Raw genomic sequence first — 26386 nt, 5'->3', positions numbered from 1 at the left:
CCCCGGATGAATCCGGGGGATTCCCGCCTACCTTGCGGTAGCGGGCTTGACGCGCTTCGCGCGCCTGACGACTGCCCTCCCGGCAGCCGGGATCGCCACGAGGCCGATCCGGTACAGGTGCAAGATGTTCCTGGCTGCGTTGTGGTCGGCGTTGCCGGACCACCCGCAGTCGGGGTTCTTGCACACGAACAGGGCCTGGGTCTCCCGGCTACCGGGAGTGATGAAGCCGCACACGGAACAGCGCCGGGATGTATTCGGGGCGGGGACCTTAACCAGGGTGCCGCCTCGTTGGGCGAGCTTGTACGTCAGCATGGTGACGGTTCGGCCCCACGCTTCACCACTGATGGAGCGGTTCAAGCCCGACTTTTGGGCGACGTTCCTGCCTGGTTCGTCCACGGTTCCTTTGGCGGACTTGACCATGTTCGTGATCTTGAGTGCTTCCACGACCGCGACGCTGTACGTGCAGGCGATTTCGGTGGTGATCTTGTGCTGCCAGTCGAGTGCCCGGCGCTTGGCTTTCGCGCGGAGTCCTGCGATCCGGTCGTACGTGTGATGCAGGCGTCGGCTGGCTCGCTTGCCGGGCTTACGGTGCTTCTTGCGCTGCGCGGCGCACTGTTCCAGGCGCAGGAGTTTGGCCTGTTCCTTGGCGGTCAGCCACTCTCCGTGGTCCTTGGTGGTGCCGTCCGACAGCGCAATGGGCACGGTGATGCCCAGATCGATGCCGACTTCAGATCCGTTACGGGGCTCGGTCAGTGGTTCGAGGGTTTGGACACGAAGAGCAATGTGCCAGCCGAGCGGGTCCTTGACCAGCCGGGCTCCGGTGATCCGGTTCTCGTTGTTGGCGTGCCTGCCGACCGGGAGGTCTTTGGTCCAACGGAATCGGACGCGGCCCAGTTTTGGGATGTTGACCATGCCCCACCGACGGTGCACCCGTGTGATGTTGAGGTCCCGGCCCTGCGGCACATCCACGGACATGATCGTGCGGAATCGGGCCTTGAAATTCGGAGCGGCCGCCCGCCCGTCCCAGTAGTTCTTCCACGCCTGGAAGTACGTCTTCAATACGGCTTGAGCGGCCTGCGCCGGGAGAGCAGCCAGGAAGTCGATGTCCGTGCGAGCCTGGCGGATCGCGATGTCCGCGTTGATCAGGGTCCGCTTCTCCTTCGGCATCATCTGCCACCACGCATGCAGGAGATTCCACATCGTGCGAGCAGCGTGCGCCTGATCATCCGCTACACCAACCTCGGCAGGCGACAGCACCATCCGGGCTCGATGCCCGAACTGCCGTTTTTCCAGGCCGCGTTTACTCACAGACGAGACTATATATCGGTTTATGTCCTCGCCTTACTGAAACCCGAACCTGACGCGCCATCCGGCCACGCGGCCCGCGAATGACCTCCACCCGCACCGAATGCGGCGGGGCGCTGGCCAAGATCAGAGGTAGAGAGGCAACGTATTCTCCATGAGCGAAGCACTTGATTCCCTGCTCGATCTCCTCGACCTGGAGCGGATCGAACAGGACATCTTCCGGGGCACGAGCCGTTCCGCGGTCGTGCCCCGGGTCTTCGGCGGTCAGGTCGCGGCCCAGGCGCTCGTCGCCGCGGGCCGGACCGTCCCCGATGACCGGACGGCCCACTCCCTGCACTCCTACTTCCTGCGGATGGGCGACCCGGGCGCCCCGATCGTCTACACCGTCGACCGCATCCGCGACGGCCGGTCCTTCACCACCCGCCGGGTCGTCGCCGTCCAGCACGGGCAGCCGATCTTCCACCTCTCGGCGTCCTTCCAGACGCACGAGGAGGGGCTGGAGCACCAGGCCGAGATGCCGTCCGCGCCGGACCCCGAGACGCTGCCCACCGCCGCGGAGATGCTGCCGGAGTACGCGGACCGGTTCATCGACCCGGGTGTCATGGACCGGCTCCTGGAGGCACGGGCGGCGGTCGATCTGCGGTACTGCGACACCCCGCCCTTCGCCACGGTCGGCGATCCGCGCGAGCCCCGCTCCCAGGTGTGGTTCCGGACGAACGGCAAGCTCGCGGACGATCCGCTGCTCCATGTCTGCATGGCCACGTACGTCTCCGACATGACGCTGCTCGACTCCGTGCTCCTCGCCCACGGGCGCGGCGGCTGGACGGTCGGTGACGTGGTGGGCGCCAGCCTGGACCACGCGATGTGGTTCCACCGCCCGTTCCGCGCGGACGAATGGCTGCTGTACGACCAGGAGTCGCCGTCCGCTTCCGGCGGGCGCGGGCTCGGCCAGGCACGGATCTACACGCAGGACGGCCGGCTCGCCATCACGGTCATCCAGGAGGGCGTGATCCGCACCCCGCGGGACTGAACAGGCCACAGTCAGTCAACTCGGACATACTCCCCTCCATGACCGATGCGAAAAGTGCTGGTGGGGAGTCCACGTTCACCGTCGTCGTCGCGGCGATCGCCAATCTGGGCATCGCCGTGGCGAAGGCGGTCGCCGGACTCATCAGCGGATCGAGCGCGATGCTCTCGGAGGCCGCGCACTCCGTCGCCGACACCGTCACCGAGGTCATGCTCCTGACCGCGCTCAGGCGCAGCCAGAAGCCGGCCGACGAGGACCACCCGCTCGGCTACGGCCCCGAGCGCTACATCTGGGCCATGCTCGCCTCCATCGCCACGTTCGTCGGCGGCGCCGTCTTCTCCGTGTACGACGGTGTCCACACCCTCGTACACGGCGAGGAGCTGGGCGATCCGCTCATCTCGTACATCGTGCTGGGCGTCGCCTTCCTGCTGGAGGGGTACTCGCTGCGTACCGGGGTCAAGCAGGTACGCCGCGAGGCCGCCAGGCTGCACTCCCCGGCCGGTTACTACCTGCGCCACACCCCCGACACGGCCGTCAAGGCGGTCGTGATGGAGGACTCCGCCGCGCTGATCGGGCTGCTGCTCGCCGCGGGCGGTCTGCTCGGCGGCCAGCTGTCCGGCTCCGGCGTCTGGGACGGCATCGCCTCGATCCTGATCGGGGCCCTGCTCGTGTACGTGGCCTGGGTGCTCGGCCGCTCCAACGCCCAGCTGCTGATCGGCCGTCCGCTGCCGAAGGCGATGCGGGACGGAGTGCGCGAGGAACTGCTCTCGGTGCCGCACATCGTGAGCGTCCTGGAGCTCACCACCCTGATCCAGGGGCCGACGGAACTCCTGATCGCCGCGAAGATCGACTTCCGGGACGTGGCCAGCGCGGAGCAGGTCGAGTGGGCCTGCGAGGAGGCGGAGGCGCAGCTCCGGGAGCGTTTCCCGGCGGTCCGGCGCGTCTATCTGGATCCCACGCCGGGGCCCGGTCAGCGGAAGGACGGCCGGTCCGCGTCCAATCGTAGGTAATATCTCCGAATTGTCGGGTCGGTACACCGGACGGTGCGCCGCGGAAAAATATGTTTCCCCTGAAACTAATTCGGCTTCTCGGGAGATACGCGGATATATGCCGACCTTCGACAGCACACCGCAGTCACGCCCGACCGCAGGACCGGCGAGGAAGATCCCCCGCTGGGCTCTCGCCGCCACCGCGCTGGCCTCCGTGGTCGCCCTGGGCGCGATGATGCAGAGCACCGACGCACTGGTGAGCGCGGACGGCGCGGATGCCGGTGGCACCGGCACGAACATCCTGCTCATGGGCACGGACACCCGGGACACGATCACCGAGCAGCAGAAGAAGAAGTACCGCCTGGGCGGTCAGGGCTGCGACTGCTCGGACACGATGATGCTGGTCCACATCACGCAGGACCGTGAGCGGGTCAGCGTCGTCAGCATCCCGCGCGACTCGCTCGCCGAGCTTCCGGCGCACACCGACCGGCGTACCGGCGAGGAGCACGGAGCCCACCTCGCGAAGATCAACGCGGCGCATGCGGAAGGCGGCGGGGACCTCGCCGTCCGTACGGTCGAGGCGAAGACGGGCCTGGAAATCGACCGTTTCCTCACCGTCGACTTCGCGCGCTTCATGAAGACCGTCGACGAACTGGGCGGGGTCGACGTATGCACCCCGTCCTCGCTCAGCGACCCGTCCACCGGCCTCGACCTGGCCGCGGGCACCCATCACCTGGGCGGCGGGGACTCGCTGCGGTACGCGAGGTCACGCAAGGTCGACAACCTGGTCGACTTCGGCCGGATGCAGAGGCAGCAGAAGTTCCTCGTCGGCTTCGTGAAGTCGATGCGGAGCGACGGCATCCTGGAGAGTCCGTCCCGCCTCAATGAGCTGGCCGGGGCGCTGGTGCCTGCCGGTGGCGCGGAGAACGCGCTGTCGGCGGTGGAGTTGGTCTCGCTCGCCGGTGACCTGCGCGGCGTCAAGCTCTCCTCGCTCGAATTCGCCACGGTGCCCATCGGCGACTTCAACAAGGACGTCGAAGGGGTCGGGTCGACGCTCGCCTGGGACGAGACGAAGTCGGCGGCCGTCTTCGAGACCCTGGGCCGGGACCGGCCGCTGACGGAAGCCACGGCCGCGCTCCCGGACCGCCCGGCCGACGGCACCGCCCGTCAGGGGGAGTTCGTACCCGTCGGGGGTTCGGAGCTGGAGTGCGACTGAGCCTCAGAGCAGGCCGGCCGCGTCCAGCAGGTAGTCGGTCATCGGGTCGTAGTAGCGCGGATCGGTGACGTGGTCGTCCAGCGGCACCGTCACCTGGAGCGTGCCTTCCGCCTCACCGAGGAACAGCGCGGGGTCGTTGGAGTCCGCGTACCCGACCGAGTCGATTCCCCGCTGGCCCGCACATCCGGCCCACCCGTGGTCGGCGACGACGAGATCGGGCACCGGCCGGCCCTCCCGTTCGAAGCCGTCCAGGATCGCCGCCATCGGGGCCGGAGAATGGGTGTGCCACAGCGATGCCCCGCGCTCCAGGACGGCGACGTCCGCGAACTGGAAGACCATGCCCTCCTCCGTCATCAGCCCGGACGGAATGCGCACGATCTCGCACCCGGCGGCCCGCAGCGCGTCCGCGGTCTGCCGGTGCACGTCCAGGAGGCCGCCCGGGTGGCCGGTCGCGAACAGCACCCGCTCCGAACCGGCCGCCGCCTTGCGCAGTCTCGCCGCCATCCGGTCCAGGGCGTCGACGGTCAGCTCCGGATCGATGGTGTCCTGCCCGTACCGGTGCTCGGGGTCGTCGCTGACCCCGCAGCGCTCCGCCATCACGGCGAGCACGTCCTGCTCGTCGGCCCAGCGGTCACCGAGCTCCAGGCCCAGCCAGTAGTGGCGGTCGCCGTTGGCGAGCTTGCGGTAGTGGGAGAGGTTGTTGTCGCGCGGGGTGGCGACGTCTCCGGCGATACGCGTACGGACGAGGTGGTCGACGAGAGCGGCGCGGCTGGGTATCGGCATGCACCCATTGTGCCGTCAGGGGTGCGCAGTGTGCGGGGTGTCTTGCACGGCGGACGGGCACTTCACCCGGGGGTTGAAGGGCGCGAAGAGGCCGCTGGGGTTGTCCTTCCACAGCCACGCGTGCAGGGAGTAGTGCACGGGCAGACCCGGGATGTCGGTGAAGGGTCCGTCGAACTTCTGACCGAAGAGCTTCGGCCGGTCCTTGGTGGTCTTCGGGTCCTGGTCGGCGTCGCGCACGATGTACTCCACCGCCACCAGCTGCCGCTTCCCCTTCTTGTCCGGTGCGTAGAGCACGGCCGCGGGGCGCCCGGGGTGGACGGAGTCGATGTTGTCCTTGTTGACGTAGTGGTAGCCCATGCCGCCCTCGGTGGGGTGGCTGACGCATTCGTCGGTCTTCAGGAACCCTGCCGCTTTGGCGAGTTCGGGCGAGTGGAAGGCGCCCGTGGCCGCCGCCGCGGTGTCGAGCTGGTGGTGGGGGTCGCCTCCGGTACCCGGGCTCGCGGCCACGGTCAGGGAGGCCAGGGCGGCGAGGGAGATACCGACGGCGATGGGTCGTGCGCGCATGCGTGTGCTCCTGTTCGGTGCTGGGTTCCGCGGGCGGAAACCTGCCACCGGAAGCTGGAACAGGGTGACGTCCGCCGCAACAACTCCGAGCTTGTACGCACGCGTATCGGCGCGCACACGCACCGCATCCGTTCAGGCACGCTCCGTAGCGGGCCTGCGGTCCGTGCGGCTCTAGGACCGGGCTCCCGCCGCGAACGCGCCGCGCGCCAGCCGGTGCAGCAGCGCCGCCGTCGCGTCGCGGTCCGGGAGGGCGCCGGGGCCGGTGAGGTGCGGGGTGGAGTTGAGCAGGCCGAAGACCGCGTGGACGCTCATCCGGGCCTCGTCCTCGGCCAGGGGCGGGTAGAGAGCGCGGACCACCTCGACCCAGACCTCGACGTACTGCCGCTGGAGCTGGCGCACCCGCTTGCGGTCGGCGTCCCGGAGGCGGTCCAGCTCACGGTCGTGGAGGGTGATCAGGGGGCGGTCGTCGAGGGCGAAGTCGATGTGGCCCTCGATGAGCGCGTCGAGGAGCGACTCGGGCGATCCGTCACCGGCCGCCGCGTCCTCCGACACGCGCAGCCTCCCGCCCGACAGCAGGCGCTCGCTGATACCCACCAGCAGCTCGGCGAGCATCGCGTCCTTCCCGGGGAAGTGCCGGTAGAGGCCGGGACCGCTGATACCGACCGCGGCCCCTATCTCGTCGACACCCACTCCGTGGAAGCCGCGCTCGGCGAAAAGGCGGGCCGCCTCCCGGAGGATCTGTTCGCGGCGGGTGGGAGCCGCGACTCGGGCGGCGGAATGGGTGCTCATGAAGATTCATTCTAGACAGGGCCGTTAGCGCTCGTTAACCTGAACGCAATGCGTTAACGGTCATTAACCAGTGCGGTACGGGCAAGGGGGCTCGACACGATGCAGCAGGCACCGGTCCTGACGAGCGCGGCCGATCCCGCCTCGGAGGCCTGGCAGGCCAACGAGGCGGCGCATCACGCGCTCGCCGACGAGCTGCGGACGCGGCTCGCCACGGCACGTCTCGGCGGGGGTGAGAAGGCCCGCGCCCGGCATGTGGCGCGCGGCAAGCTGCTGCCCCGGGAGCGGGTGGACACCCTGCTCGACGCGGGCTCGCCCTTCCTGGAGCTGGCCCCGCTGGCGGCCGAGGGGCTGTACGGGGGCGCGGCCCCGGCGGCGGGAGTGATCGCCGGGATCGGCCGGGTCAGCGGCCGGGAGTGCGTGATCGTCGCCAATGACGCGACCGTCAAGGGCGGCACGTACTACCCGATGACCGTGAAGAAGCACCTGCGCGCCCAGGAGGTGGCGCTGGAGAACCGTCTCCCCTGCCTCTACCTGGTCGACTCGGGCGGCGCCTTCCTGCCGATGCAGGACGAGGTGTTCCCCGACCGGGAGCACTTCGGCCGGATCTTCTACAACCAGGCGCGGATGTCGGGCGCGGGTATCCCGCAGATCGCCGCCGTGCTCGGTTCCTGCACGGCCGGTGGTGCGTACGTCCCCGCGATGAGCGACGAGGCCGTGATCGTCCGCAACCAGGGGACGATCTTCCTCGGCGGGCCGCCGCTGGTGAAGGCCGCGACCGGTGAGGTCGTGACGGCGGAGGAGCTCGGTGGCGGCGAGGTGCACTCGCGGACCTCGGGCGTGACCGACCACCTCGCCGAGGACGACGCCCACGCGTTGCGGATCGTGCGGAACATCGTGGCCACCCTGCCGGAGCGCGGGGCGCTTCCGTGGTCGGTGCGGCCGGCCGAGGAGCCCAAGGTGGACCCCGCCGGGCTGTACGGGGCGGTGCCCGTCGATTCGCGGACGCCCTACGACGTACGGGAAGTGATCGCCCGGGTCGTCGACGGCTCCCGGTTCGCGGAGTTCAAGGCGGAGTACGGGACCACGCTCATCACCGGGTTCGCACAGATCCACGGCCACCCCGTCGGCATCGTCGCGAACAACGGCATCCTGTTCTCGGAGTCCGCCCAGAAGGGCGCCCACTTCATCGAGCTGTGCGACCAGCGCGGCATCCCTCTGGTGTTCCTCCAGAACATCTCCGGCTTCATGGTCGGCCGCGACTACGAGGCCGGCGGCATCGCCAAGCACGGCGCGAAGATGGTCACGGCCGTGGCCTGCACCCGGGTGCCCAAGCTGACCGTGGTGGTCGGCGGGTCCTACGGGGCGGGCAACTACTCGATGTGCGGGCGGGCGTACAGCCCCCGCTTCCTGTGGATGTGGCCGAACGCGAAGATCTCCGTCATGGGCGGCGAGCAGGCCGCGTCCGTGCTCGCCACCGTCAAGCGCGACCAGCTCGGTGACGACTGGAGCGCCGACGACGAGGAGACCTTCAAGGCTCCGATCCGCGCCCAGTACGAGCAGCAGGGCAACGCGTACTACGCCACCGCCCGGCTGTGGGACGACGGTGTGATCGACCCGCTGGAGACCCGGCAGGTGCTGGGGCTCGCCCTGACCGCGTGTGCCAACGCCCCCCTGGGAGACCCCCAGTTCGGCGTCTTCCGGATGTGATGTGAGGACCTCCATGTTCAGCACTGTTCTGGTCGCCAACCGTGGCGAGATCGCGGTCCGGGTCATCCGGACCCTGCGCGAGCTCGGTGTGCGGTCGGTCGCCGTCTTCAGCGACGCGGACGCGGACGCCCGGCATGTACGGGAGGCCGATACGGCGGTACGGATCGGGCCCGCGCCCGCCGCCGAGAGCTACCTCTCCGTGGACCGGCTGCTGGACGCCGCCCGGCGCACCGGCGCCGAGGCCGTCCACCCCGGATACGGATTCCTCGCCGAGAACGCGGGCTTCGCGCAGGCGTGCGCGGAGGCCGGTCTCGTCTTCATCGGCCCGCCCGCCTCGGCGATCTCCCTCATGGGCGACAAGATCCGGGCCAAGGAGACGGTCGCGGCGGCCGGTGTGCCGGTCGTGCCCGGCTCCTCGGGCAGCGGACTGACCGACGCCCAACTCGCCGACGCCGCACGCGAGATCGCCATGCCCGTCCTGCTGAAGCCCTCGGCGGGCGGCGGCGGCAAGGGCATGCGGCTGGTGCGGGACGAGACACTGCTCGCCGAGGAGATCGCGGCGGCGCGCCGCGAGGCCCGCCTCTCCTTCGGCGACGACACGCTGCTGGTGGAGCGGTGGATCGACCGGCCCCGCCACATCGAGATCCAGGTCCTGGCCGACGGCCACGGGAACGTGGTGCATCTCGGCGAGCGCGAGTGCTCCCTCCAGCGCCGCCATCAGAAGATCATCGAGGAGGCGCCCTCGGTCCTGCTCGACGAGAAGACGCGGGCGGCCATGGGCGAGGCGGCCGTCCAGGCGGCCCGCTCCTGCGGCTATGTGGGCGCGGGCACTGTGGAGTTCATCGTCCCGGGCAGCGACCCCTCCTCGTACTACTTCATGGAGATGAACACCCGCCTCCAGGTCGAGCACCCGGTGACGGAGCTGATCACCGGCCTCGACCTCGTCGAGTGGCAGCTGCGGATCGCCGCCGGAGAACAACTCCCCCACGCACAGTCCGACATCACCCTCACCGGCCACGCCATCGAGGCCCGGATCTGCGCCGAGGACCCGTCCCGGGGCTTCCTGCCCTCCGGCGGTACGGTGCTGCGGCTGAGCGAGCCGCAGGGCGGCGGGGTGCGCTCGGACTCCGGGCTCAGCGAAGGGGTGCCGGTCGGCAGCACGTACGACCCGATGCTGTCGAAGGTCATCGCGTACGGCCCCGACCGGGCGACGGCCCTGCGCCGGCTGTGCGCGGCCCTCTCGGACACGGTGGTGCTCGGCGTCCCGACCAACGCGGGCTTCCTGCGGCGGCTGCTCGCCCACCCGGATGTGGCCGCGGGTGACCTGGACACCGGGCTGGTGGAGCGCGAGGTGGCGGGGCTGGTCCCCGACGGCGTACCGGAGGAGGTGTACGGGGCGGCGGCGCTGCTCAAGCACTCCTCCCCCGCCACACAGCCGGGCACCTGGGCCGACCCGTTCTCCGCCCCGAACGGCTGGCGCCTGGGCGGCACCCCGGCCCCGGTCGTCCGCCACTTCCGCGTCCCCGGCCACGAGCCGGTACGGACCGGGCTGCGCCCCGGCCCGACGGGTGCCGGGCTGACGCTCGGACCCACCGCGGACAGCGGGCCGGCCCAGGGCGTGCAGGTCGACGCCTGCGGCCCCGTTCCCCCGCAACCGGGCGCGCGGGCGGCCCGGCTGGTCACGACGTCCGCACACCACATCACCATCGAGATCGACGGACTCACCCACACCTTCGACCACGCCACCTCCCCCGAGGGCACCTGGCTCGGCCGGGACGGCGACACCTGGCACGTCCAGGACCACGACCCGGTGGAGGCATCGCTCAGCGGCGCCGGCCGCGCCGGGGTCGACACGCTCGCCGCGCCGATGCCGGGGACCGTCACCGTGGTGAAGGTGGCCGTCGGGGACGAGGTGACCGCCGGGCAGAGCCTGCTCGTCGTCGAGGCGATGAAGATGGAACACGTCATCTCCGCCCCGCACGCCGGCACCGTCACCGAACTGGACGTCACCGCAGGCGCCACGGTCGCCATGGACCAGGTGCTGGCCGTAGTGACCCCCACGGAGGAATCATGACCGAGGGACTCCCCATGCAGGTCCCCTCGCAGGACCTGCCGCCCCGGATCCGTATCCACGAGGTCGGGGCCCGGGACGGACTGCAGAACGAGAAGGCGGTCGTCCCGACCGAGGTGAAGGCGGAGTTCATCCGCCGGCTCGCCGTCGCCGGGCTCACCACGATCGAGGCGACCAGCTTCGTGCACCCCAAGTGGGTGCCCCAACTGGCCGATGCCGAGCAGCTGTTCCCGATGCTCGGCGATATCGCGGACGTCGGGGACGTCGCGCTTCCCGTCCTCGTACCCAACGAACGCGGCCTCGACCGGGCGCTCGCGCTCGGCGCCCGCCGGATCGCGGTGTTCGGCTCGGCGACGGAGACGTTCGCCGCCCGGAACCTCAACCGCACCGTCGACGAGTCGCTCGCCATGTTCGAGCCGGTCGTCGCCCGCGCCAAGGCCGACAAGGTGCATGTGCGCGGCTACCTGTCGATGTGCTTCGGCGACCCGTGGGAGGGGCCGGTCCCCGTCCACCAGGTCGTCCGCGTCGCCAAGGCGCTGATGGACCTGGGCTGTGACGAGCTCTCCCTCGGCGACACGATCGGCGTCGCCACTCCCGGCCACGTCCAGACGCTGCTTTCCGAGCTCAACGAGGAGGGCGTGCGCACCGACACCATCGGCGTGCACTTCCACGACACGTACGGCCAGGCCCTGTCCAACACCCTCGCCGCGCTCCAGCACGGAGTGACGACCGTCGACGCGTCCGCCGGGGGCCTCGGCGGCTGCCCGTACGCGAAGAGCGCGACCGGAAACCTCGCCACCGAAGACCTCGTCTGGATGCTCGAAGGTCTGGGCATCCACACCGGGGTCGACCTCGCCGAGCTCACCGCCACAAGCGTGTGGCTCGCCGAACAGCTGGGCCGCCCGAGCCCGTCCCGTACCGTCCGCGCGCTGTCCCACAAGGAGTGAACAGCACTATGTCCCTGGACCACCGGCTGACCGCCGAGCACGAGGAACTGCGCCGCACCGTCGAGGCGTTCGCGCACGACGTGGTCGCGCCGAAGATCGGCGACTTCTACGAGCGCCACGAGTTCCCGTACGAGATCGTGCGGGAGATGGGACGGATGGGCCTGTTCGGCCTGCCGTTCCCGGAGGAGTACGGCGGCATGGGCGGCGACTACCTCGCCCTCGGCATCGCCCTCGAAGAGCTGGCCCGGGTCGACTCGTCCGTGGCGATCACCCTGGAGGCGGGGGTCTCGCTGGGCGCGATGCCGGTGTTCCGCTTCGGCACGGAGGAGCAGAAGCAGCAGTGGCTGCCGAGGCTCTGCTCGGGCGAGGCGCTCGGCGCGTTCGGCCTGACGGAGCCGGGGGCCGGCTCGGACGCGGGCGGCACCCGCACGACGGCCGTCCTCGACGAGGCGACGAACGAGTGGGTGATCAACGGCTCCAAGTGCTTCATCACCAACTCCGGTACGGACATCACGGAGCTGGTCACGGTCACGGCGGTGACCGGCCGCAAGGATAACGGCGCCCCGCTCATCTCCTCGATCATCGTGCCGTCCGGCACCCCCGGCTTCACGGTCGCCGCCCCGTACTCCAAGGTCGGCTGGAACGCCTCGGACACCCGCGAGCTGTCCTTCAGCGACGTCCGCGTCCCCGCGGCGAACCTGCTCGGCGAGGAGGGCCGCGGGTACGCGCAGTTCCTGCGGATCCTGGACGAGGGCCGGATCGCCATCTCGGCACTGTCGACGGGCCTGGCGCAGGGCTGTGTGGACGAGTCGGTGAAGTACGCGGCGGAACGGCACGCCTTCGGCAAGCCGATCGGCGCCAACCAGGCCATCCAGTTCAAGATCGCGGACATGGAGATGCGCGCGCACATGGCCCGCATCGGCTGGCGCGACGCGGCGTCGCGACTGCTGGCGGGCGAGCCCTTCAAGAAGGAGGCGGCGATCGCGAAGCTGTACTCGTCGACGGTGGCGGTGGACAACGCCCGCGAGGCGACCCAGATCCACGGCGGATACGGCTTCATGAACGAGTACCCGGTGGCCCGCATGTGGCGCGACTCCAAGATCCTGGAGATCGGCGAGGGCACGAGCGAGGTCCAGCGGATGCTGATCGCACGGGAGTTGGGGCTGCCGGCCTGACGGATCGACTTCTCGGCGGGAGGCCGCCGTGCACGCCTGCACGCGGCGCGCACGGCGGCTTACTGCTTGACCGGCTCGTGCCGGGCTCGCCGCTCCGAGACCCGCCCCTTCCCATCCGAAACTCGTTCGACACAGCTCGCCCCGCCCCGGCAGAGTCCCGTCATGACTCCCCGACACTGGCCCTTGTACGGGCTCCGCATCCACACGCCCCGCCTGGAACTCCGCCTTCCCGGACTCGATCTGCTCGACGAGCTCGCGACGGTGGCCGCCGACGGGGTGCACGCACCGGACCGTATGCCGTTCACCGTGCCGTGGACCGACGGGTCGCCCGCCGAACGCGGGCGTGCCGTGTACCAGCATGTGCTGGGCACCGTCGCGAACTGGTCCGTACGGAGCTGGACCCTCAGCCTCGCTGTGCTGCACGAGGGCAAGGTCGTCGGCCGGCAGGATCTGATGGCGGCCGATTTCGCGGTGAAGCGCGAGGCCGAAACCGGTTCCTGGCTCGGGCTCGCGCACCAGGGGCAGGGCATCGGCACCGAGATGAGGGCAGCCGCACTGCATCTCGCCTTCGCCGGACTCGGTGCCCGGTACGCGGTCTCGGCGGCGATGACCGACAACCCGCGCTCGCTCGGCGTCTCGCGGCGCCTCGGCTATCTCCCCGACGGTCTGGAGACCGGCGCCGTACGAGACGAACCCGTCACCCTGCAGCGGCTGCGGCTGGCCCGCGACCGCTGGGAGGAGTGCCGCAGCGTCGACGTCACGATCGAGGGACTCGACGCCTGCCGGGCGGAGTTCGGCGCATGAGCCTCCTGGTCCATACGTATCTGCCACGCGCGGACGGCGGTCACGACTTCCTCGACGACCCTCCGGACGGCCGCGACCTGGCCGGGTTCGAGAGCTGCCGGACCAAGCTGTGGGGTTCGGAGCCGGTCCGGGCGCTGGGAGCCCGGTTCTTCCCGCTGCTCGCGACCGAAAACCTGTACGTCGAGCCGGAGGACGTCCAGGACTTTCTCGCCGAGTGCGAACTGCTGCGCCCACACGCTGCGGCGCTCGCAGCACATGGCGGCTACCGCGCCGACTACGTCGCCGAGCGACTGGCCAACATCACGGCGGCCGGGGTACGGGCGCTGGGCGTGGGCGGCGGGGTCATCGTCTGGTAGCGGGTACGCGTCCGCGAGTGGCCTCAGCGCACATCGGCACCGATCCTCCCGGCGACGAACCCGGCCACAGAAACCGCCTGGCGCACGCCCAGCGTTGCCTTGCGGCGAGCCACCGTGGTCCTGGCCAGGTCCACGGCCTCCACGAGGCGGTCCGCGAGGTGGCGGGCCACCTCACGCTCCCCCCGCGCACCGAGGTCCGCCTGGACGGCGATCTGCATCCCGATCAGGCGTTCGCGCCGCGAGAGCGTGCCCGTGCGCGTTCCCTCGTAGCCGGGGACGAGGAGCGGGCCCGGTACGTGGAAGACCACGTCCACGCCCGTCTCGTCGTCGGCCGGCTCCCACGGCGCCTCGTCGGCAAGCCGGGCGAGGAGTCCGATGCCGTCCGAGACCGGCCTGTTGCGGGTGGTGGGACCGCCCACGACAGCGCCGATGAACAGCGGCGCCCAAAGCGCATCCGCTTCGGCACTCACCGCAGCCGGCCCGCGTGTCTCAGCACGTCCAGCCACGGGTCGGCCGGCCCGGTGGCGGAGAGGCGGACGTACTCCGGGCCCGCCATCCACTCCAGGAAGAAGGTCGCGAAGTCCTCCGCCGCCTTCTCGAAGGTGGCCGACATCCACCAGGCCACCCCGGTGTCCGGGAAGTACCAGACCTCGCCCGTCGCCCGACTGACGAAGAACGGCTCGTCGGAGATGACGCCGGGGCAGAACCAGTCCTCGCGGCCGAGGGTTACCGGGGCGCCCGGCACGGGATCGGCGTGGAACTGCATCGCTTCCGCCGTCGCGGCCCCGAAGATCGTGACGTCGCCGCAGGTCGCCCCGTCGGCCACCGCCAGGAACTCCCGGACCTGGGCGGGCAGTCCGGGGGTGGTGGACGGGCTTCCCGGCGGCAGCGCGTTCTGTACGAGCCATGTGCGGCGCGAGGGGAGCGCTGAACGCAACGTTTCGACCGCAAGGCGGACTGCCGCAGAGGTGTCTGTCATGTCTGCCCCGAAGCCGTCAGCCTGATCAGTACCAGCCAGGTGTCCTCGTCCGGCTCCACGTACGCGGACTCGACCCGGTAGTGCCCCGGTACGAGGTCCAGGCGCAGGGACCGTGTGCTGCCCAGGTCCCCGGCCGCGTAAGCGGCGTCGAAGAGGAGTACGGGGCCCGGTACGGCCCAGGTGGGCGCTTCCTCCCACTCGGCCCGCTCCAGTGCCTGCCCGACGGCGGCTAGCGCTGCCTCCGGGCTGTTCGCGGCCGAGCGGCGTACGAACAGCGACTGTTCCGGGAGGAAGGCGGTCGGCGCGGGGTCGTCACCGAGGACGAGGGCCGGGGCGCCGGCGACGTCGATCAGGGAGGCGTACTCGGTGACCGCGCACGCACGTCCGTAGTCGCCGGTCTCCTCGTCGTCGGACTCCTCGTCGGCGCCCTGCCACGCGCGCAGTACGGACTCGGGTACGGCGATCAGGGGGCCGCCGCCCGTTGTGATCCACTCCATGGGTTCCGTGCCCTTCTTCACCCTGCTGACCTGGGCGGGTCCGGCCGTGAGCCAGTCCGTGCCGTCACCCGGCCGGATGCGGGCCAGGCCGGCCAGGCCCAGACCGTCGAGCACGGTCAGGACCCTGGCCACCACCTCGCCCCGGGCCGCCGTCGGGTCGATGTCGACGTCGAGATGGGAGCCGAAGGCTCCCGATCCCGCGCCGCTCACCTCACCGATGCCGGCCAGCGCCTCGTTCAGCGCGTCCTCGACGTCGTCCCGGTCGACCGGGAGCTCGCCGGGGAGCCGGATCTCCATGAAGTCCACGGTGCCGCGCCTCCCGGCTCGCCGGCGCGTCTCAGCCCATCGGACCGTCGTAGTAGCCCGGTTGGGCCACCAGCACGGACTGGAAGTAGTGGCCCTGTTCCTCGTCGGGGTCCTCGTCCTCGACGAACGGCCGCCACAGGGACAGCAGCAGGTCGGAGGCGACATAGCTTCGGCCGCCCTCGTCCTCCTCCAGTTCGGTCAGCGCGCCGAGTTGTTCGACGACCTGGGCGGCCGGAGTACGGAGCAGGTCGATACCCCGGTACTCGACGCGGAGCGGGGCGTACGGGCGGTACACCTGGATCGCGCCGAGCGTGCCGCCGGGGGCCGGTTCCAGCTCGATCGACATGCCGCTGTCGTACGTGGCGGTGAGGCTGTCGGGTGCGGTAGCCGGGACGTAGCCTTCGATCGCCGCGAGGGCTGCCCTGGCCTCGTCCATCGTCATGCCGATCCGGACCGGGCCCACGCCCTCCGGGGGAACCACTTCGAGGGTCATCCTGCTCTCCCATCAATGAAAAGGGGGTGGGGCGGGGAGCATGTTCCGGCTCCCCGCCCCACAGTGGATCGTGCTTGCGCCCGTCAGCCGATGGTGCCGGGCACCGTTCTCAGTGCCTGGTACGCCGGATTATTGGCCAGTCCGTCGACCATCTGTCTGATCGCGCTGTCGTACTTGGTTCCGAATCTCTGCCTGATGTCGTTGATGTCCATCTGCACGGCCTCGTCGATACGGCCGGAACCGATGAGCTCCTTCTGCCAGGCACGCCATGCCTTCGCGGCGCGCGCCGACCCGGTCGAATACACCGCACGGTGGTCCAGGTAGTCCATCTGGATCGCCGGACCATCACCGTACGCGAAGTCGGTCACGGAGTCCGGCGGGATGTGGTTGATCTCCGTACCGGGCACGTTGCGCGGCTTCCCGGGCGGGCTGCTCGGGTCCTTGAGGTTCTTGTACTCGCCACCCTGGTACTGGTGTCCCGCGGGGGCGCGGTCCTGTCCACCGGGACCACAGCCGTTGTGGACGAGCAGGTCGAGACCACCCGCGAGCACGTAGTAGTCGTGCACGCCGTCGACGGTGAGGTTGTACACCCGGGCGTGACGGTTGCTGTGCTCGACCGCGGTGACCTGCACCCAGGTACCGGCGGCGGTGCGCAGCCAGGTGCCGGGTTCCAGCTCACCCGCCTTCACCCAGCGGCCCGCGGCCGGCAGCCAGAACTCGTGGCCCGCCGTCGAGGTGATCTTGCCCTTCGCCTTCTTGCCCGACTCCTCCTTGCTCTCGACGGTCAGCGTGACCAGGTGCTTGTCGCCCTCGTGCGAGCGGGTGTCGGTGACGAGGCGGCCTCGGGTGTCATCGCCCTCGACGTCCGTCGCCGTGACCCGGTCGCCGACCTCCAGCTCCTCGATGGCCTTGTGGCTGCCATCGGCCATGACGACCTTCGTCCCGGGGACGAAGCTGTTCACCTTGCAGCTCGGTGCGGTCGTCTCGGCCTTGGGAGTGGGGTTGTCCGGGGTGGTGTCCTTGGGCTTCGGCGGGGTCGCCGCGTCCACCACGTCACCGGCGTTGTCCGACGCCTTGCGGGCGTCGTTGGCCGTGTCCAGGGCATCGACGCCCTTGGCCGCGTACCTGCCCGCCTTGACGGCGCTGGCCCCGTACCCGACGAGCGGGATCGCCGAGGTCATCGACAGGGCCGCGTCGACGTAGTTGCCCTCGGCCAGGTACCAGAGTCCGTTGGCCACGTCGGCGACCTCGCCGACCACGGGGATCAGCCCGACGACGTCGAGTGCCGCGTGCCCGATGTCCGACCACGACATCCCGAACAGGTGACCGTCCAGCTCGACGAAGCTGATCGGGTTACCGCCGGCGAACGCGTAACGGTTGCCGGTGAAGGGGTCCGTGGCCAGCGACATGTCGGCGAGCGCGCCACCGTACATGTCCCGGGTCAGGAACCGGTTGAGACCCGGGTCGTAGTTGCGGAAGCCCATGTCGTACGTGCCGGACGCCCCGTCCCAGCGGGCCGCGTTGAACCGGAACGCGTTGTACGACTCCTTGTCCGGGTTCGCCGCATCCGGCTTGTCCGCCCCGGAGAACTGCGAGGTGTCGTCGGAACCGTAGGCCGTGTATCCGTACGTGGCCCGGGTCTTGCCGTCGTCCTTGGTGATCGCCTCGACGTCACCGCGCGGGTGGTAGGTGAACTGCGACAGCTCCTTGCTGCCGTCGTCCTTGTGCTTGATCTGAGTGAGCTTCTGGTTCCACGGTGCGTACTGGTAGGACTTGTCGGCCTTCCCGTCGATCGTCTCCCGCAGGACCGTGGAGTCCATGCCCAGGTAGGTGAAGGCCGTTGTCTTGCCTTCGGTACCACTGGCCCGCGTGCTGACGGTGCGGTCGAACGGGTCGTAGGTGTACGTCGTGGTCCGCGCCGCGGCCCCGAAACCGGCCCGGTGCTCCGCCGTCCGGTCGAAACCGTCGTACGTGTACTTCTCGATGCTCTGTCCGCCGGCGGAGACCGTGTCGAGCCTGCCGAGCGGGTCGTAGTTGTAGGTGTTGGTCACCCCGCCGGACGACGAGGACAGCAGCCGGTTGCGGTCGTACCGGTGGGTCGTGGATTCACCGGCCACGGACTGCTCGACGATGTTGCTGTTGCCGTCGTAGGTGTAGGTCTCCGTGGACGAGGAGTCCCCCGTCTTGAGGACCTTCGCCACCCGGTCCTGCGGGTCGTACTCGTAGGTGTACGTGTTGTCGATGTACTCCGCCGAGTTGTCGGCGTTCATCAGCTTGAGGTCGTCCTTGGAGCGGTGCCCGTTGAGGGTGTACTCCACGTCGTGCTGGGCGACGACCGTGCCGGTGGCGGTCTTCTCGAGCTGACGCTTGATCGAGCCGTCCTGGAAGTAGGTCAGGTCGACCGTGTTCCCGTTCGGCTTGGTCTGCTTGAGCAGCTGGCCCCGGGCCGTGTAGCTGAAGGCCGAGATCTGCTGGTTCCCGGCGGTCGGGGAGTCCGCGTTGGTGACCTTGGTGACCATGTCGCGGGCGTCGTACTCGAGCTTCGACCAGGTCAGGTCATGCGTCGAGGTCAGCGGGTTGCTGTTCTCGTCGTACGTCAGAGCGGTGGTGTTCTTCACCGCCCCCGCCGTCACCTCCTCGACCTTGCCGATGCGGTTGAGGCCGTCGAACGCGATCTTGTAGGTGTCGACCTTCGGGTTCGGAGACCGGTCACCGACCTCGATCAGATTGGCGTTGGCGTCGTAGCGGTAGGAGAAGTCCTTCTTCTCCGTGTCGGCTTCACCGGTGTTGGAGCGCACCAGCTTCACCGCGTCGGCCAGCACCGTGCCGTTCGCGTTGTCCGTCAGGGTGATCTTCTGCGGACCGTCCTCGACGAAGGCGTAGCTGCCCAGTGAGACCCAGGCGCCCGTGTTCTGCGTCTGGTTGACCGTCTTGGTGGTGGTGCCGCCGTCATGAGTGACCTGGAACTTCGCGTCGGAGGCGGCGCCCGTCACCTTCGGGTGGCGTACGAACACCTCGTACGTACCGCTCTGCGGGAAGTTCAGCTGCCACACGAACTGCGAGGTGCCGGTTCCGGCGGGGTGCGAGTAGGTGTCGTAGCCGTAGTTCTGCTCGGCCGCGGTCCTGCTCCAGTTGCCCTGGGTCGCCGTGTTGTTGAAGTCGGAGCTGTCCACCAGGACCACGGACTTGCCCACCGGGACACCGTCGTCGCTGCGCGACTTCTTGTTGCCCGAGGGATAGAAGTCGGTGGTGATGGTGCGCTGCTGGGAGCCGCCGGCCGAGGTCAGGGTGTTCCTGGTCTGCTGGCCGAGCGTGTTGTAGTCGTAGGCCGTGGTGATGTCCCACGAGTCGGTGGTCGACCTGGTCCAGCCGTTGTCGTAGTAGCTGTACGCGGTCTTGTTCCGGGTGGTCTGGCCCTGCGAGGGCGGTGCCGATACCTCGGCCAGGTTGCCGACCGCGTCGTAGGAGTAGTACGTCCGGTCCGGGGTGCCGTAGCGGGGGTCGTCCTTGTCGTACGGGGAGACCTCCTCCTTGACCCGGTTCAGCTCGTCGTAGACCGTCTCCGCCGTGAAGTCGGCTGTGTCGTCGGTCGTCGAGAGCGCCCTCGGGGTGAGGGTCCGGACGGGGTTGCCTACCTCGTCGTACTCGTACTTCACCGTCCGGTGGATGGGGTTGCCGGACGCGTCCTTGTCCTTGACCACCTTCGACTCGACGAGCGCGCCGCGCTCGTCGTACGTCGCGAGCGACTCGTTGCCCTCGGCGTCGCGCATCGACGTGGTGAGGCCGTCCAGGTCGAACTTGGCCGACGTCGTGTTCCCGACCGCGTCCGCGGTGGTGACGATCCGGTGGTTCTGGTCGTAGGTGTACTTGGTCGCGTAGTCGTCCGGGTCCGGGGTGGCGTTCTTCCGGGCGTCGACGACCTTGGTGATGTTGCCGACGTTGTCGTAGGTCGTGGAGACCTTGTTGCCGAGCGCGTTGACGGCCTCGACCGGCTGGTACACCGAGTCGTACCGGACCGTCGTCGTGAAGTCACCGGCCTCGGGCGTCAGGTTGCCCTTGGGTTCGGTGGTGGTGAGGACGTTGCCGACCTTGTCGTACGTCGACGTGGTCTTCCGCTCCGGGTCGGTCGGCTCGTCCTTGGGCAGGACGGTCTCGCTGACCTGGTCGGCCTTGTCGTACACGGAGGTGGAGAACGAGCCGTTGGGCTGCGTCACCTTGGTGATGTTGTCGTTGGCGTCGTACACCGCCGCGGGAGTGATGATGAAGTCGCCCGTCGACTGGTCCTTGGGCTCCTTCTTCTCCAGCGGACGCCCGAAGGTGTCGTAGTTCTGGGTTACCTGAGCACCCTTGGCGTTGACCACCTTGGTGACGTTGCCGCGCTCGTCGTAGGTGAAGTCCGCCTTGCCGCCCAGCGCGTCGGTGATGACGCCGGGGTAGCCGGTGGGCTGGAAGCCACTGTTGAAGCTCGGGTTCCCGTTGGCGTCGACCGCCTTGGTCATCTGACCGTGGACGTCGTACTCGTACGTGGTGGTGAAGTCGCCCGCCGTCGTGGTGGCGAGACCCTTCGGGTCGGTGACGGAGGTCAGGTTGCCCTTGGGGTCGTAGGCGAACTGCCAGGTCCTGCCCTCGGGGGACTTGCGCTGCCAGATGTCGGCGATGTGGCCGTTGAGCCCCGTCTGGTAGGTGTACGTGCCCGCCGCGGTGCCGTTCTTGTTCGCCTCGGCGCCCTTGGTGGTCAGCGGGTAGCCGGTCTTGTCGTCGTACGTCCACGTGGAGACGGACCCGTTGGCCTCCTCCAGACGGTCGACGTTGTTGTCCGCGTCCCAGTGGAACTTCGTCGTCTCCGACTTGGCATTCGTGATCTGCGTGGAACGCCCGTACCCGTCGAGCACCTGCGTCGTGACGTGGTTCTCGGCGTCCGTCACCTTGGTCTCGATCACCGAGCCCGCGGTGCCGTCCGTGTCGGTGTAGACGTAGCCCGTGCTACCGCCGAGCCGGTCGGTGATCTGCTGGGTGTACCAGTGGAACTTCGGGTCCTCGCCCTCGTTCGGGTAGTAGTAGTCGAGCGAGGTCGCGTTACCGCGCGGGTCGGTCGTCTTGACGAGCTTGACGTTCTTGTTGCCCTGCGTGGCGTCGTACTCGAAGAGGAACACCTTCGGCTGGGACGAGCCCGCACCGTCGGTGAGCTTGGTGAGCAGGCCCTTGTCCGAGTACTCGAAGGCCAGCTTGCGCTGCGAGATGTCGGTCATCGACTTGAGGTGGTCGATGATCTTCGGGTTGCTGCTCTCCGCCTTGGAGTAGTAGTCCAGGGTGAGCGACTGCCGGCCGGCCGGGTCGGTTATGTACCGCAGGAACTTGACCGGCTTGTTGTTGGACTTGCGCTCCTCGTAGGTGAACAGCTGGGTGTTGCCGTTCTTGTCCACCGTCGAGGTCACATAGCCGTCGCAGTCGAAGAAGAACCGCGTGCGGTCCGGGCGGGTCAGCGACCACGCGTTCGGGTCACCGTCCTTGTCCGGTGTGCAGTCCACGCCGGAACCCTGCTCCAGCAGGTAGTGCACGCCCGCCGGTGCCTTCCACGACCCGTCCTCCTGCTTGCGGAAGATGTGCGAGGTGCCGTCGCCGTCCGGCAGGGTCACCTCGCGCGGGTTCGGGTTCGGGTGGAAGTCCAGCGCCGCACCGAGGCGCAGCGGCGAGGCGGCCTGCGCCGACCAGCCGTGGCCGAGGACGGTGTCCGAGGTGTCGAGCGAGTTGTACGCGAAGCGCGCGAAGGTCGAGAGTCCGCGGCCCGGGTTGCTCAGGGCGTTGTACTGCCAGACCGTGTTGCCCGCGTAGAGGTTGTTGACGAGCGAGCCGCCGGCGCCGGTGTTCTTCCCCGTGTACGAGAAGAACTTCTCCATGCCCAGCTGGTCGGAGGTCGGGTCCTCCACGCGCACGTTCTGCGCGAGCGGCGGGATGGACTCGGTGGCCGAGAGCCAGGTGCCGGTCGTGTTGTTGCGCAGGTCCCACTTGAGGACGTAGTCGAGACGCTTGTTGCCGGAGTCCGAGTTGATCGGGGTCTTCAGCTGCGCCTTGACGGTGACGGTCTCACCGGGCAGGACGTTCTTCGGCAGCGCGGTCTGCAGCTGGTTGCCGCCGGTGGTGGCGTCCGTGCCGTCGGGCAGCGACCAGGTGTACGAGAGGGCCTGGTCGGCCGACTTCCATTCCGTGGTCGTGGTGTTGGTGAGGGTGACGTCGATGCCGTACTGGTCGCCCGGGATCATCCGCGACGGGGTGTCGGGGGCGAAGTACGTGGAGTCCGTGGACTTGTCGATGTACGTGACGACGAGCTGGGGCCGCAGCTGCGGCTCCTCGGCCTCGGAGGACAGGAACACGGTGCGTTCCTGCGGTCCGCTCAGCGTCTCGTTCTGGAGCTTGATCGCCACGCCCTTGTTGCTCGTGGGCGTGGAGACCCACTGCTGGGCCAGCGAGGTGAGCATCCAGCTCTGGCGGGCGGGGTCGTTGGTGACCTCACCCACGGTGTCCGCGACAGCCGTGCCGAGGTCACCGCCGGGTGCCGTCCACGGGGTGGTGGCGGTGGCGTTGTTCCAGCTCGCGGTGGACTCGTCGAAGTCCTTGGTGAGCCCGCGCAGTTCGTAGACCGCCCCGGCGGTGCCGGTGGTGGTCGTCGTGCCCCACATGTCGAGCTGCGCCTCGAGGACGCGCGCCCCGGCGGGCACCTCGCTCAGCGAGGGGAACTTCAGGAGCGCCCGCGTCTTGCCGAGCGACGGGGAGTTGTTGCCGACCGTCATCCACGGATGGTTGATCGACGACTCGGAGATCGCGTCGTGGCCGGTGGCCGGCTGGGCACTGGAGAGCGTGGTGTCCGCCGCGTCGCCCTGGAGGACGACGGTGGTCCGGCCGGCGGTGGGCAGCTTGACGATCTCGGTGGGAGCCGGGATCACCTGCCCGTCCCGGGTCTTCACCGCGACCATGTAGTAGAAGACGTTCCCGAAGGTGTCCGCCGAGTCGGCCGGGGTCGGGGTGGCGGTGGAGTCCGTATAGGCCCTGCTGGTGGGCGCCACGGGCGCGAGCAGGGTCTGCGAGGACGGCGTGAAGGTCTGGAACACGCTGCGGTGTACCTGGTACTCCACGATGTCGTCGGCCGTCGAGGCGGCGGACGGGTCAGCGTACGCGGACCAGTTCAGCTCGGCGCCGGTGGAGTGGATGACCCGGGGTGCGTCGAGGGTGACTCCGGGGCGGCCCCAGGTCAGCACGAGACGCGGGAAGTTGGCGCCCTCGCCCTTGTACGCGAATTCGGCGGCCTCGTAGCGCGGACCGCCCCTGGGGGCGCTCGCGGACTCGTCGGCCGCCTTGACCACGAAGCCGTTGTTGGTGTTGGTGCCGTTGATCCAGGACTGCACGGTGTCGGTGACACCGAAGGAGTGCCAGGTGTTGACGACCCCCGCCCGCTTGGTGACCGTGGCGTCCTTGGTAAGCCGTACGGCGTCGGCGATGACCCCGGTGGAGGCGTTGACGGGGCCGTCGCCGAGGACGACCTTGCCGGCGTTGCCCGCCTTGAAGGGGTGGCTGCCGAGCGTCTTCCACACGCCGCCCGTACCGGTGCGCTGGTCGACGGCGTACGCCTTCGTGCCACCGTCGTACGTCACGGTGTACGGGGCGTTCGTGGCCCGGTCGGACGCGGGGACGCTGTGCACGTCGACCCGGTAGGTGCCGTCCGAGGGGATCTTCGGCTGCCAGGTGTACGTGTCCCCGGCGACCGTGTCCTTGTTGAACAGGTAGTCCCGGTTGATCGCGTACTGCGTGAACGCGGTGTTCGTGGACGCGGGCCAGGCACCCTGCGCGGCAGTGGCGCCGGTGTCCCCGTCGTCCACGACTACCGAGGTGCCGGAGAGCTCACCCGTGATGTCCTTGCTGTTGGACCAGTTGGCGGTGGTCTCGTCCCAGGCCGCGGTGGCGCGGTGCGCCTCCAGGGGGACGTCCGTGTCGCCCGCGGCGTGCGTCTGGTCGTAGTAGAGCTTCAGGTCGGCGGAGTCCAGCTTCACGCCGGCCGGGACGCCGGTCAGCGGGAACCGCACCAGGGCGCGGGAGGCCCCGCCCAGGCTCGTGGCACCGACGGACAGCCGCCAGTTGCCATCGTAGTTCGCGCCGGGATCGTCCGAGGAGATCATGACGTCCTGGGACTGGGTGGACGTCGGCTGGATCGAGATGGTCGGGTCGATCACCACCGGGTACTGCCGCTCGGGGGCCGCCAGCCACTTCGCGTCCGGGCGCAGGACCAGCTCGTAACTGCCCTTCGTGCCCGAGAGCTTCTGCTCGACGGCGTCGCTGGAGGACGTTCCGTACGGCGACCCGGCGTCCTTCTTCGCGTCCGTCATGAACGGCGCGGGAATGACCAGTTCGGGGCGCTCGGGGCCGCCGCTCTCGCTGTAGAGGGCGATGGAGCCGTTCTTGAGCTGCTTGGCCGTCAGGCCCTTGGTGTCGAGGCTGAAGGCGTACGCCGCGTTCCCGGCGGGCGGGGCGGCGAGGACGATGTCCTCCTTCACCGACCCGTGGCCGACGGTGTACCGCAGGTCCGCTCCCGCGCCCAGGGCGCCGGAGTAGGTGACGGCGTTGCCGGACACCTTCGGGGTGAGCTTCGACTCGGCCGGCTTCTTGAGGCCGAGGGTCACCCAGTGGCCGGACTCGGTACTGAAGCGGACGAGCCGGTCCGGATCGGAGCCGAACGATGTCCCGGCGACATTGGTCGTGTTGGCGTGGCTGAAGCCGTCACGGCCGGTGGGGCGCACCGTCGTGTCGATGGCCTTCCAGTCCTTGCCCGACTCGTAGTGCGTCGGGGTGCCGGAGACCTCGGCCTGGACCCTGCCGTCGGAGAGCTTCCAGTAGCGCGCACTGGGCGTACGTCTTTCCTCGAGCTCGCCCGTCCGCTTCGCCTTGGGCGCTTCGCGCCCCTCCGGGAGGCGTTCGTTGTCCGGCACCCCCTCGTCGGGGAGCTCGGGTGGTCGGGATCTCTCCCCGTCGTCACCGTCGTCGGCCCCGAACCAGCTCCGTACCCCGTCGACGAGCGCTTTGCCCTCGACCTGGGCGGCGAACGCGGGTTGTGGCAGGCCCGCTAAGAGCAGCACCGTAATCGTGCCGGTTGTCAGATTTCTGCGTGTACGTGGTCCGAACATCGCGTTTGTCACCCTCAGTGCCTTCGGACCGCACCGGACCAGTGCTGTTCGCAGGGGTACGCGAAACGACTGGGCGGCGACGGTCGGTACCGGACCGGCGCCCCAGCGTTGGTCACCGGCGCAAGAGTTGTACTGCTTCTGGAGGGGTTCATGTCAACTGTTGGAACGAAAGGAGCATTACGCGCTTAAGCCCCGCACGTACAACCCTCGGCGCGCGAAAGCGGTCCCTGCTGCGCCGTGTCCGGACCCCGAATAGGCCCCACCCTTGGCAAGGGTAGGCTAACCTTCCTTCGGACCGCCGACCCGTCCCGGAGGAGCACCCGCATGACGACCGCCACCGAACCCGCCACAGCTCCCTTCCGGTTCTTCGGGCTGGCGGTTCTGCGGACCAGACGGCTCGGTCCTTCCATGCTCAGGATCACCTTCGGCGGTCCCGGTCTCGACGGCTTCGCCGCCGGGGGCCGGGACCAGAGCCTCTCGCTCTTCCTGCCGCATCCCGGGCAGTCCGAGCCCGTGGTCCCGGTCGACGAGGACGGCGAGTGGTTCACCGCCTGGCGGGAGCTCCCCGAGGACGAGCGGGCGGTCATGCGCTCGTACACGGTGCGCGCCCAGCGCCGCGCCGCCGACGGTTCGACCGAGATAGACATCGACTTCGCACTGCACGAGGACGGCGGCCCGGCCTGCCGCTGGGCGACCGCCGCCGCTCCGGGCCAGTTGCTCAAAGCACTCGGCCCGGCCGTCGAGGACAACACGGCCGTCCGCTTCCGCCCCCCGCAGGACACCGACTGGGTGCTGATCTGGGCCGACGAGACGGCGCTGCCCGCCGCTTCGGCCGCCCTGGAGTGGCTGCCGGCCGGGATGCGCGCCCTGGTCTGGCTGGAGGTCGCGCACACCGAGGACCGCCAGGCCCTCAACACCGCCGCCCGCGCGAAGATCAACTGGCTGGTACGCGACGAGGGCGCACCCTCGGCCGTGGACGCCGTCCGCGCCGCGGAGCTGCCCGCCGGAACCCCGTACGTCTGGATCGCGGGCGAGTCCTCCGAGGTGCGGGAACTGCGCCGGCACCTCGTACGGGAGCGGGAGTTCGACCGTAAGCGAGTGACCTTCGTCGGGTACTGGCGCCGCGGGCTCAGCGAGGACCAGTCGCGCGCCGAAGCGGCCACCGAAGACGCATAAACCAGACAACTTCCGGGCCCCATGGGGGACGG

General features: G+C 69.3%; 19 protein-coding genes. 10 read left to right on the top strand and 9 right to left on the bottom strand.

What is annotated here, in order from left to right; genetic code table 11:
• Positions 1 to 27 precede the first annotated feature (27 nt).
• Positions 28 to 1260: an RNA-guided endonuclease InsQ/TnpB family protein gene (locus ACWGO0_RS07880; protein ID WP_453529701.1), complete on the bottom strand. Its 1233-nt coding sequence runs from the start codon at positions 1258 to 1260 to the stop codon at positions 28 to 30.
• Positions 1261 to 1459: 199 nt separating this feature from the next.
• Here ACWGO0_RS07880 and tesB point away from each other — a divergent pair, with 199 nt between their 5' ends.
• The 3 genes from tesB to ACWGO0_RS07865 all read left to right on the top strand — a co-directional run bounded on the left by tesB (position 1460) and on the right by ACWGO0_RS07865 (position 4537).
• Positions 1460 to 2335: an acyl-CoA thioesterase II gene (gene tesB / locus ACWGO0_RS07875; RefSeq protein WP_453529660.1), complete on the top strand. Its 876-nt coding sequence runs from the start codon at positions 1460 to 1462 to the stop codon at positions 2333 to 2335.
• A 38-nt stretch (positions 2336 to 2373) separates the two neighbouring features.
• Entirely contained in the window at positions 2374 to 3342 is a 969-nt protein-coding gene (locus ACWGO0_RS07870; protein ID WP_453529657.1) for a cation diffusion facilitator family transporter, read from the top strand.
• Between the two features lie 97 nt (positions 3343 to 3439).
• Positions 3440 to 4537: an LCP family protein gene (locus ACWGO0_RS07865; protein WP_453529654.1), complete on the top strand. Its 1098-nt coding sequence runs from the start codon at positions 3440 to 3442 to the stop codon at positions 4535 to 4537.
• 3 nt (positions 4538 to 4540) lie between these two features.
• Here the strand turns inward: ACWGO0_RS07865 and ACWGO0_RS07860 are convergent, their stop codons facing one another.
• The 3 genes from ACWGO0_RS07860 to ACWGO0_RS07850 form a co-directional block, all read right to left on the bottom strand.
• Positions 4541 to 5320 (bottom strand): phosphatase, encoded by a 780-nt coding sequence (locus ACWGO0_RS07860; RefSeq protein ID WP_453529651.1) that lies wholly within the window; start codon positions 5318 to 5320, stop codon positions 4541 to 4543.
• Between the two features lie 15 nt (positions 5321 to 5335).
• The gene (locus ACWGO0_RS07855) at positions 5336 to 5884 is read right to left on the bottom strand and encodes a hypothetical protein (protein WP_453529649.1); all 549 of its coding nucleotides are present in this window, start codon (positions 5882 to 5884) and stop codon (positions 5336 to 5338) included.
• A gap of 171 nt (positions 5885 to 6055) precedes the next feature.
• Entirely contained in the window at positions 6056 to 6673 is a 618-nt protein-coding gene (locus tag ACWGO0_RS07850) for an SACE_7040 family transcriptional regulator (protein ID WP_453529646.1), read from the bottom strand.
• 99 nt (positions 6674 to 6772) lie between these two features.
• On the opposite strand from ACWGO0_RS07850, the gene ACWGO0_RS07845 reads away from it, so the two are divergent.
• From ACWGO0_RS07845 to ACWGO0_RS07820, 6 genes are all read left to right on the top strand, one after another.
• A complete protein-coding gene (locus ACWGO0_RS07845; RefSeq protein WP_453529643.1) occupies positions 6773 to 8380 on the top strand; it encodes a carboxyl transferase domain-containing protein in 1608 nt (535 codons plus the stop codon).
• Between the two features lie 13 nt (positions 8381 to 8393).
• On the top strand, positions 8394 to 10454 hold the full coding sequence (locus ACWGO0_RS07840) for an ATP-binding protein (RefSeq protein WP_453529640.1): 2061 nt from the start codon (positions 8394 to 8396) through the stop codon (positions 10452 to 10454).
• Positions 10451 to 11398, top strand: a complete 948-nt coding sequence (locus tag ACWGO0_RS07835; RefSeq protein ID WP_453529637.1) for a hydroxymethylglutaryl-CoA lyase — start codon at positions 10451 to 10453, stop codon at positions 11396 to 11398. The genes ACWGO0_RS07840 and ACWGO0_RS07835 overlap by 4 nt, the downstream gene beginning before the upstream one ends.
• Before the next feature lie 8 nt (positions 11399 to 11406).
• On the top strand, positions 11407 to 12573 hold the full coding sequence (locus tag ACWGO0_RS07830) for an acyl-CoA dehydrogenase family protein (RefSeq protein ID WP_453529634.1): 1167 nt from the start codon (positions 11407 to 11409) through the stop codon (positions 12571 to 12573).
• Positions 12574 to 12735: 162 nt separating this feature from the next.
• Positions 12736 to 13377 carry a GNAT family N-acetyltransferase gene (locus ACWGO0_RS07825; protein WP_453529631.1) on the top strand — a complete coding sequence of 214 codons (642 nt, stop codon included), beginning with the start codon at positions 12736 to 12738 and terminating at the stop codon, positions 13375 to 13377.
• Complete coding sequence (locus ACWGO0_RS07820) at positions 13374 to 13733, top strand: hypothetical protein (RefSeq protein WP_453529628.1); 360 nt, start codon at positions 13374 to 13376, stop codon at positions 13731 to 13733. The genes ACWGO0_RS07825 and ACWGO0_RS07820 overlap by 4 nt, the downstream gene beginning before the upstream one ends.
• Before the next feature lie 23 nt (positions 13734 to 13756).
• Here ACWGO0_RS07820 and ACWGO0_RS07815 read toward each other — a convergent pair whose 3' ends face one another.
• The 5 genes from ACWGO0_RS07815 to ACWGO0_RS07795 form a co-directional block, all read right to left on the bottom strand.
• Positions 13757 to 14203, bottom strand: coding sequence for a hypothetical protein (locus tag ACWGO0_RS07815; RefSeq protein ID WP_453529625.1), 447 nt, complete (start codon positions 14201 to 14203; stop codon positions 13757 to 13759).
• The gene (locus tag ACWGO0_RS07810; protein WP_453529622.1) at positions 14200 to 14712 is read right to left on the bottom strand and encodes a hypothetical protein; all 513 of its coding nucleotides are present in this window, start codon (positions 14710 to 14712) and stop codon (positions 14200 to 14202) included. Before ACWGO0_RS07810 ends, ACWGO0_RS07815 begins: the two co-directional genes overlap by 4 nt.
• Positions 14709 to 15506: an Imm21 family immunity protein gene (locus ACWGO0_RS07805; protein ID WP_453529619.1), complete on the bottom strand. Its 798-nt coding sequence runs from the start codon at positions 15504 to 15506 to the stop codon at positions 14709 to 14711. Before ACWGO0_RS07805 ends, ACWGO0_RS07810 begins: the two co-directional genes overlap by 4 nt.
• Before the next feature lie 40 nt (positions 15507 to 15546).
• Complete coding sequence (locus ACWGO0_RS07800; protein ID WP_453529617.1) at positions 15547 to 16008, bottom strand: hypothetical protein; 462 nt, start codon at positions 16006 to 16008, stop codon at positions 15547 to 15549.
• Positions 16009 to 16091: 83 nt separating this feature from the next.
• The gene (locus ACWGO0_RS07795) at positions 16092 to 25130 is read right to left on the bottom strand and encodes a golvesin C-terminal-like domain-containing protein (protein ID WP_453529614.1); all 9039 of its coding nucleotides are present in this window, start codon (positions 25128 to 25130) and stop codon (positions 16092 to 16094) included.
• A gap of 372 nt (positions 25131 to 25502) precedes the next feature.
• Here ACWGO0_RS07795 and ACWGO0_RS07790 point away from each other — a divergent pair, with 372 nt between their 5' ends.
• Positions 25503 to 26354, top strand: coding sequence for a siderophore-interacting protein (locus tag ACWGO0_RS07790; protein WP_453529611.1), 852 nt, complete (start codon positions 25503 to 25505; stop codon positions 26352 to 26354).
• Positions 26355 to 26386 lie beyond the last annotated feature (32 nt).

The sequence above is a fragment of the Streptomyces sp. NPDC055749 genome, from assembly GCF_053617235.1.
This window is presented reverse-complemented; position numbering and strand designations above follow the sequence as displayed.

What these genes read in the sequence shown, in the direction of transcription:
- ACWGO0_RS07880 (WP_453529701.1), bottom strand. Translation starts at nt 1,260, where the DNA reads ATGGTGCTGTCGCCTGCCGAGGTTGGTGTAGCGGATGATCAGGCGCAC.
- tesB (WP_453529660.1), top strand. Translation starts at nt 1,460, where the DNA reads ATGAGCGAAGCACTTGATTCCCTGCTCGATCTCCTCGACCTGGAGCGG.
- ACWGO0_RS07870 (WP_453529657.1), top strand. Translation starts at nt 2,374, where the DNA reads ATGACCGATGCGAAAAGTGCTGGTGGGGAGTCCACGTTCACCGTCGTC.
- ACWGO0_RS07865 (WP_453529654.1), top strand. Translation starts at nt 3,440, where the DNA reads ATGCCGACCTTCGACAGCACACCGCAGTCACGCCCGACCGCAGGACCG.
- ACWGO0_RS07860 (WP_453529651.1), bottom strand. Translation starts at nt 5,320, where the DNA reads ATGCCGATACCCAGCCGCGCCGCTCTCGTCGACCACCTCGTCCGTACG.
- ACWGO0_RS07855 (WP_453529649.1), bottom strand. Translation starts at nt 5,884, where the DNA reads ATGCGCGCACGACCCATCGCCGTCGGTATCTCCCTCGCCGCCCTGGCC.
- ACWGO0_RS07850 (WP_453529646.1), bottom strand. Translation starts at nt 6,673, where the DNA reads ATGAGCACCCATTCCGCCGCCCGAGTCGCGGCTCCCACCCGCCGCGAA.
- ACWGO0_RS07845 (WP_453529643.1), top strand. Translation starts at nt 6,773, where the DNA reads ATGCAGCAGGCACCGGTCCTGACGAGCGCGGCCGATCCCGCCTCGGAG.
- ACWGO0_RS07840 (WP_453529640.1), top strand. Translation starts at nt 8,394, where the DNA reads ATGTTCAGCACTGTTCTGGTCGCCAACCGTGGCGAGATCGCGGTCCGG.
- ACWGO0_RS07835 (WP_453529637.1), top strand. Translation starts at nt 10,451, where the DNA reads ATGACCGAGGGACTCCCCATGCAGGTCCCCTCGCAGGACCTGCCGCCC.
- ACWGO0_RS07830 (WP_453529634.1), top strand. Translation starts at nt 11,407, where the DNA reads ATGTCCCTGGACCACCGGCTGACCGCCGAGCACGAGGAACTGCGCCGC.
- ACWGO0_RS07825 (WP_453529631.1), top strand. Translation starts at nt 12,736, where the DNA reads ATGACTCCCCGACACTGGCCCTTGTACGGGCTCCGCATCCACACGCCC.
- ACWGO0_RS07820 (WP_453529628.1), top strand. Translation starts at nt 13,374, where the DNA reads ATGAGCCTCCTGGTCCATACGTATCTGCCACGCGCGGACGGCGGTCAC.
- ACWGO0_RS07810 (WP_453529622.1), bottom strand. Translation starts at nt 14,712, where the DNA reads ATGACAGACACCTCTGCGGCAGTCCGCCTTGCGGTCGAAACGTTGCGT.
- ACWGO0_RS07805 (WP_453529619.1), bottom strand. Translation starts at nt 15,506, where the DNA reads ATGGAGATCCGGCTCCCCGGCGAGCTCCCGGTCGACCGGGACGACGTC.
- ACWGO0_RS07800 (WP_453529617.1), bottom strand. Translation starts at nt 16,008, where the DNA reads ATGACCCTCGAAGTGGTTCCCCCGGAGGGCGTGGGCCCGGTCCGGATC.
- ACWGO0_RS07790 (WP_453529611.1), top strand. Translation starts at nt 25,503, where the DNA reads ATGACGACCGCCACCGAACCCGCCACAGCTCCCTTCCGGTTCTTCGGG.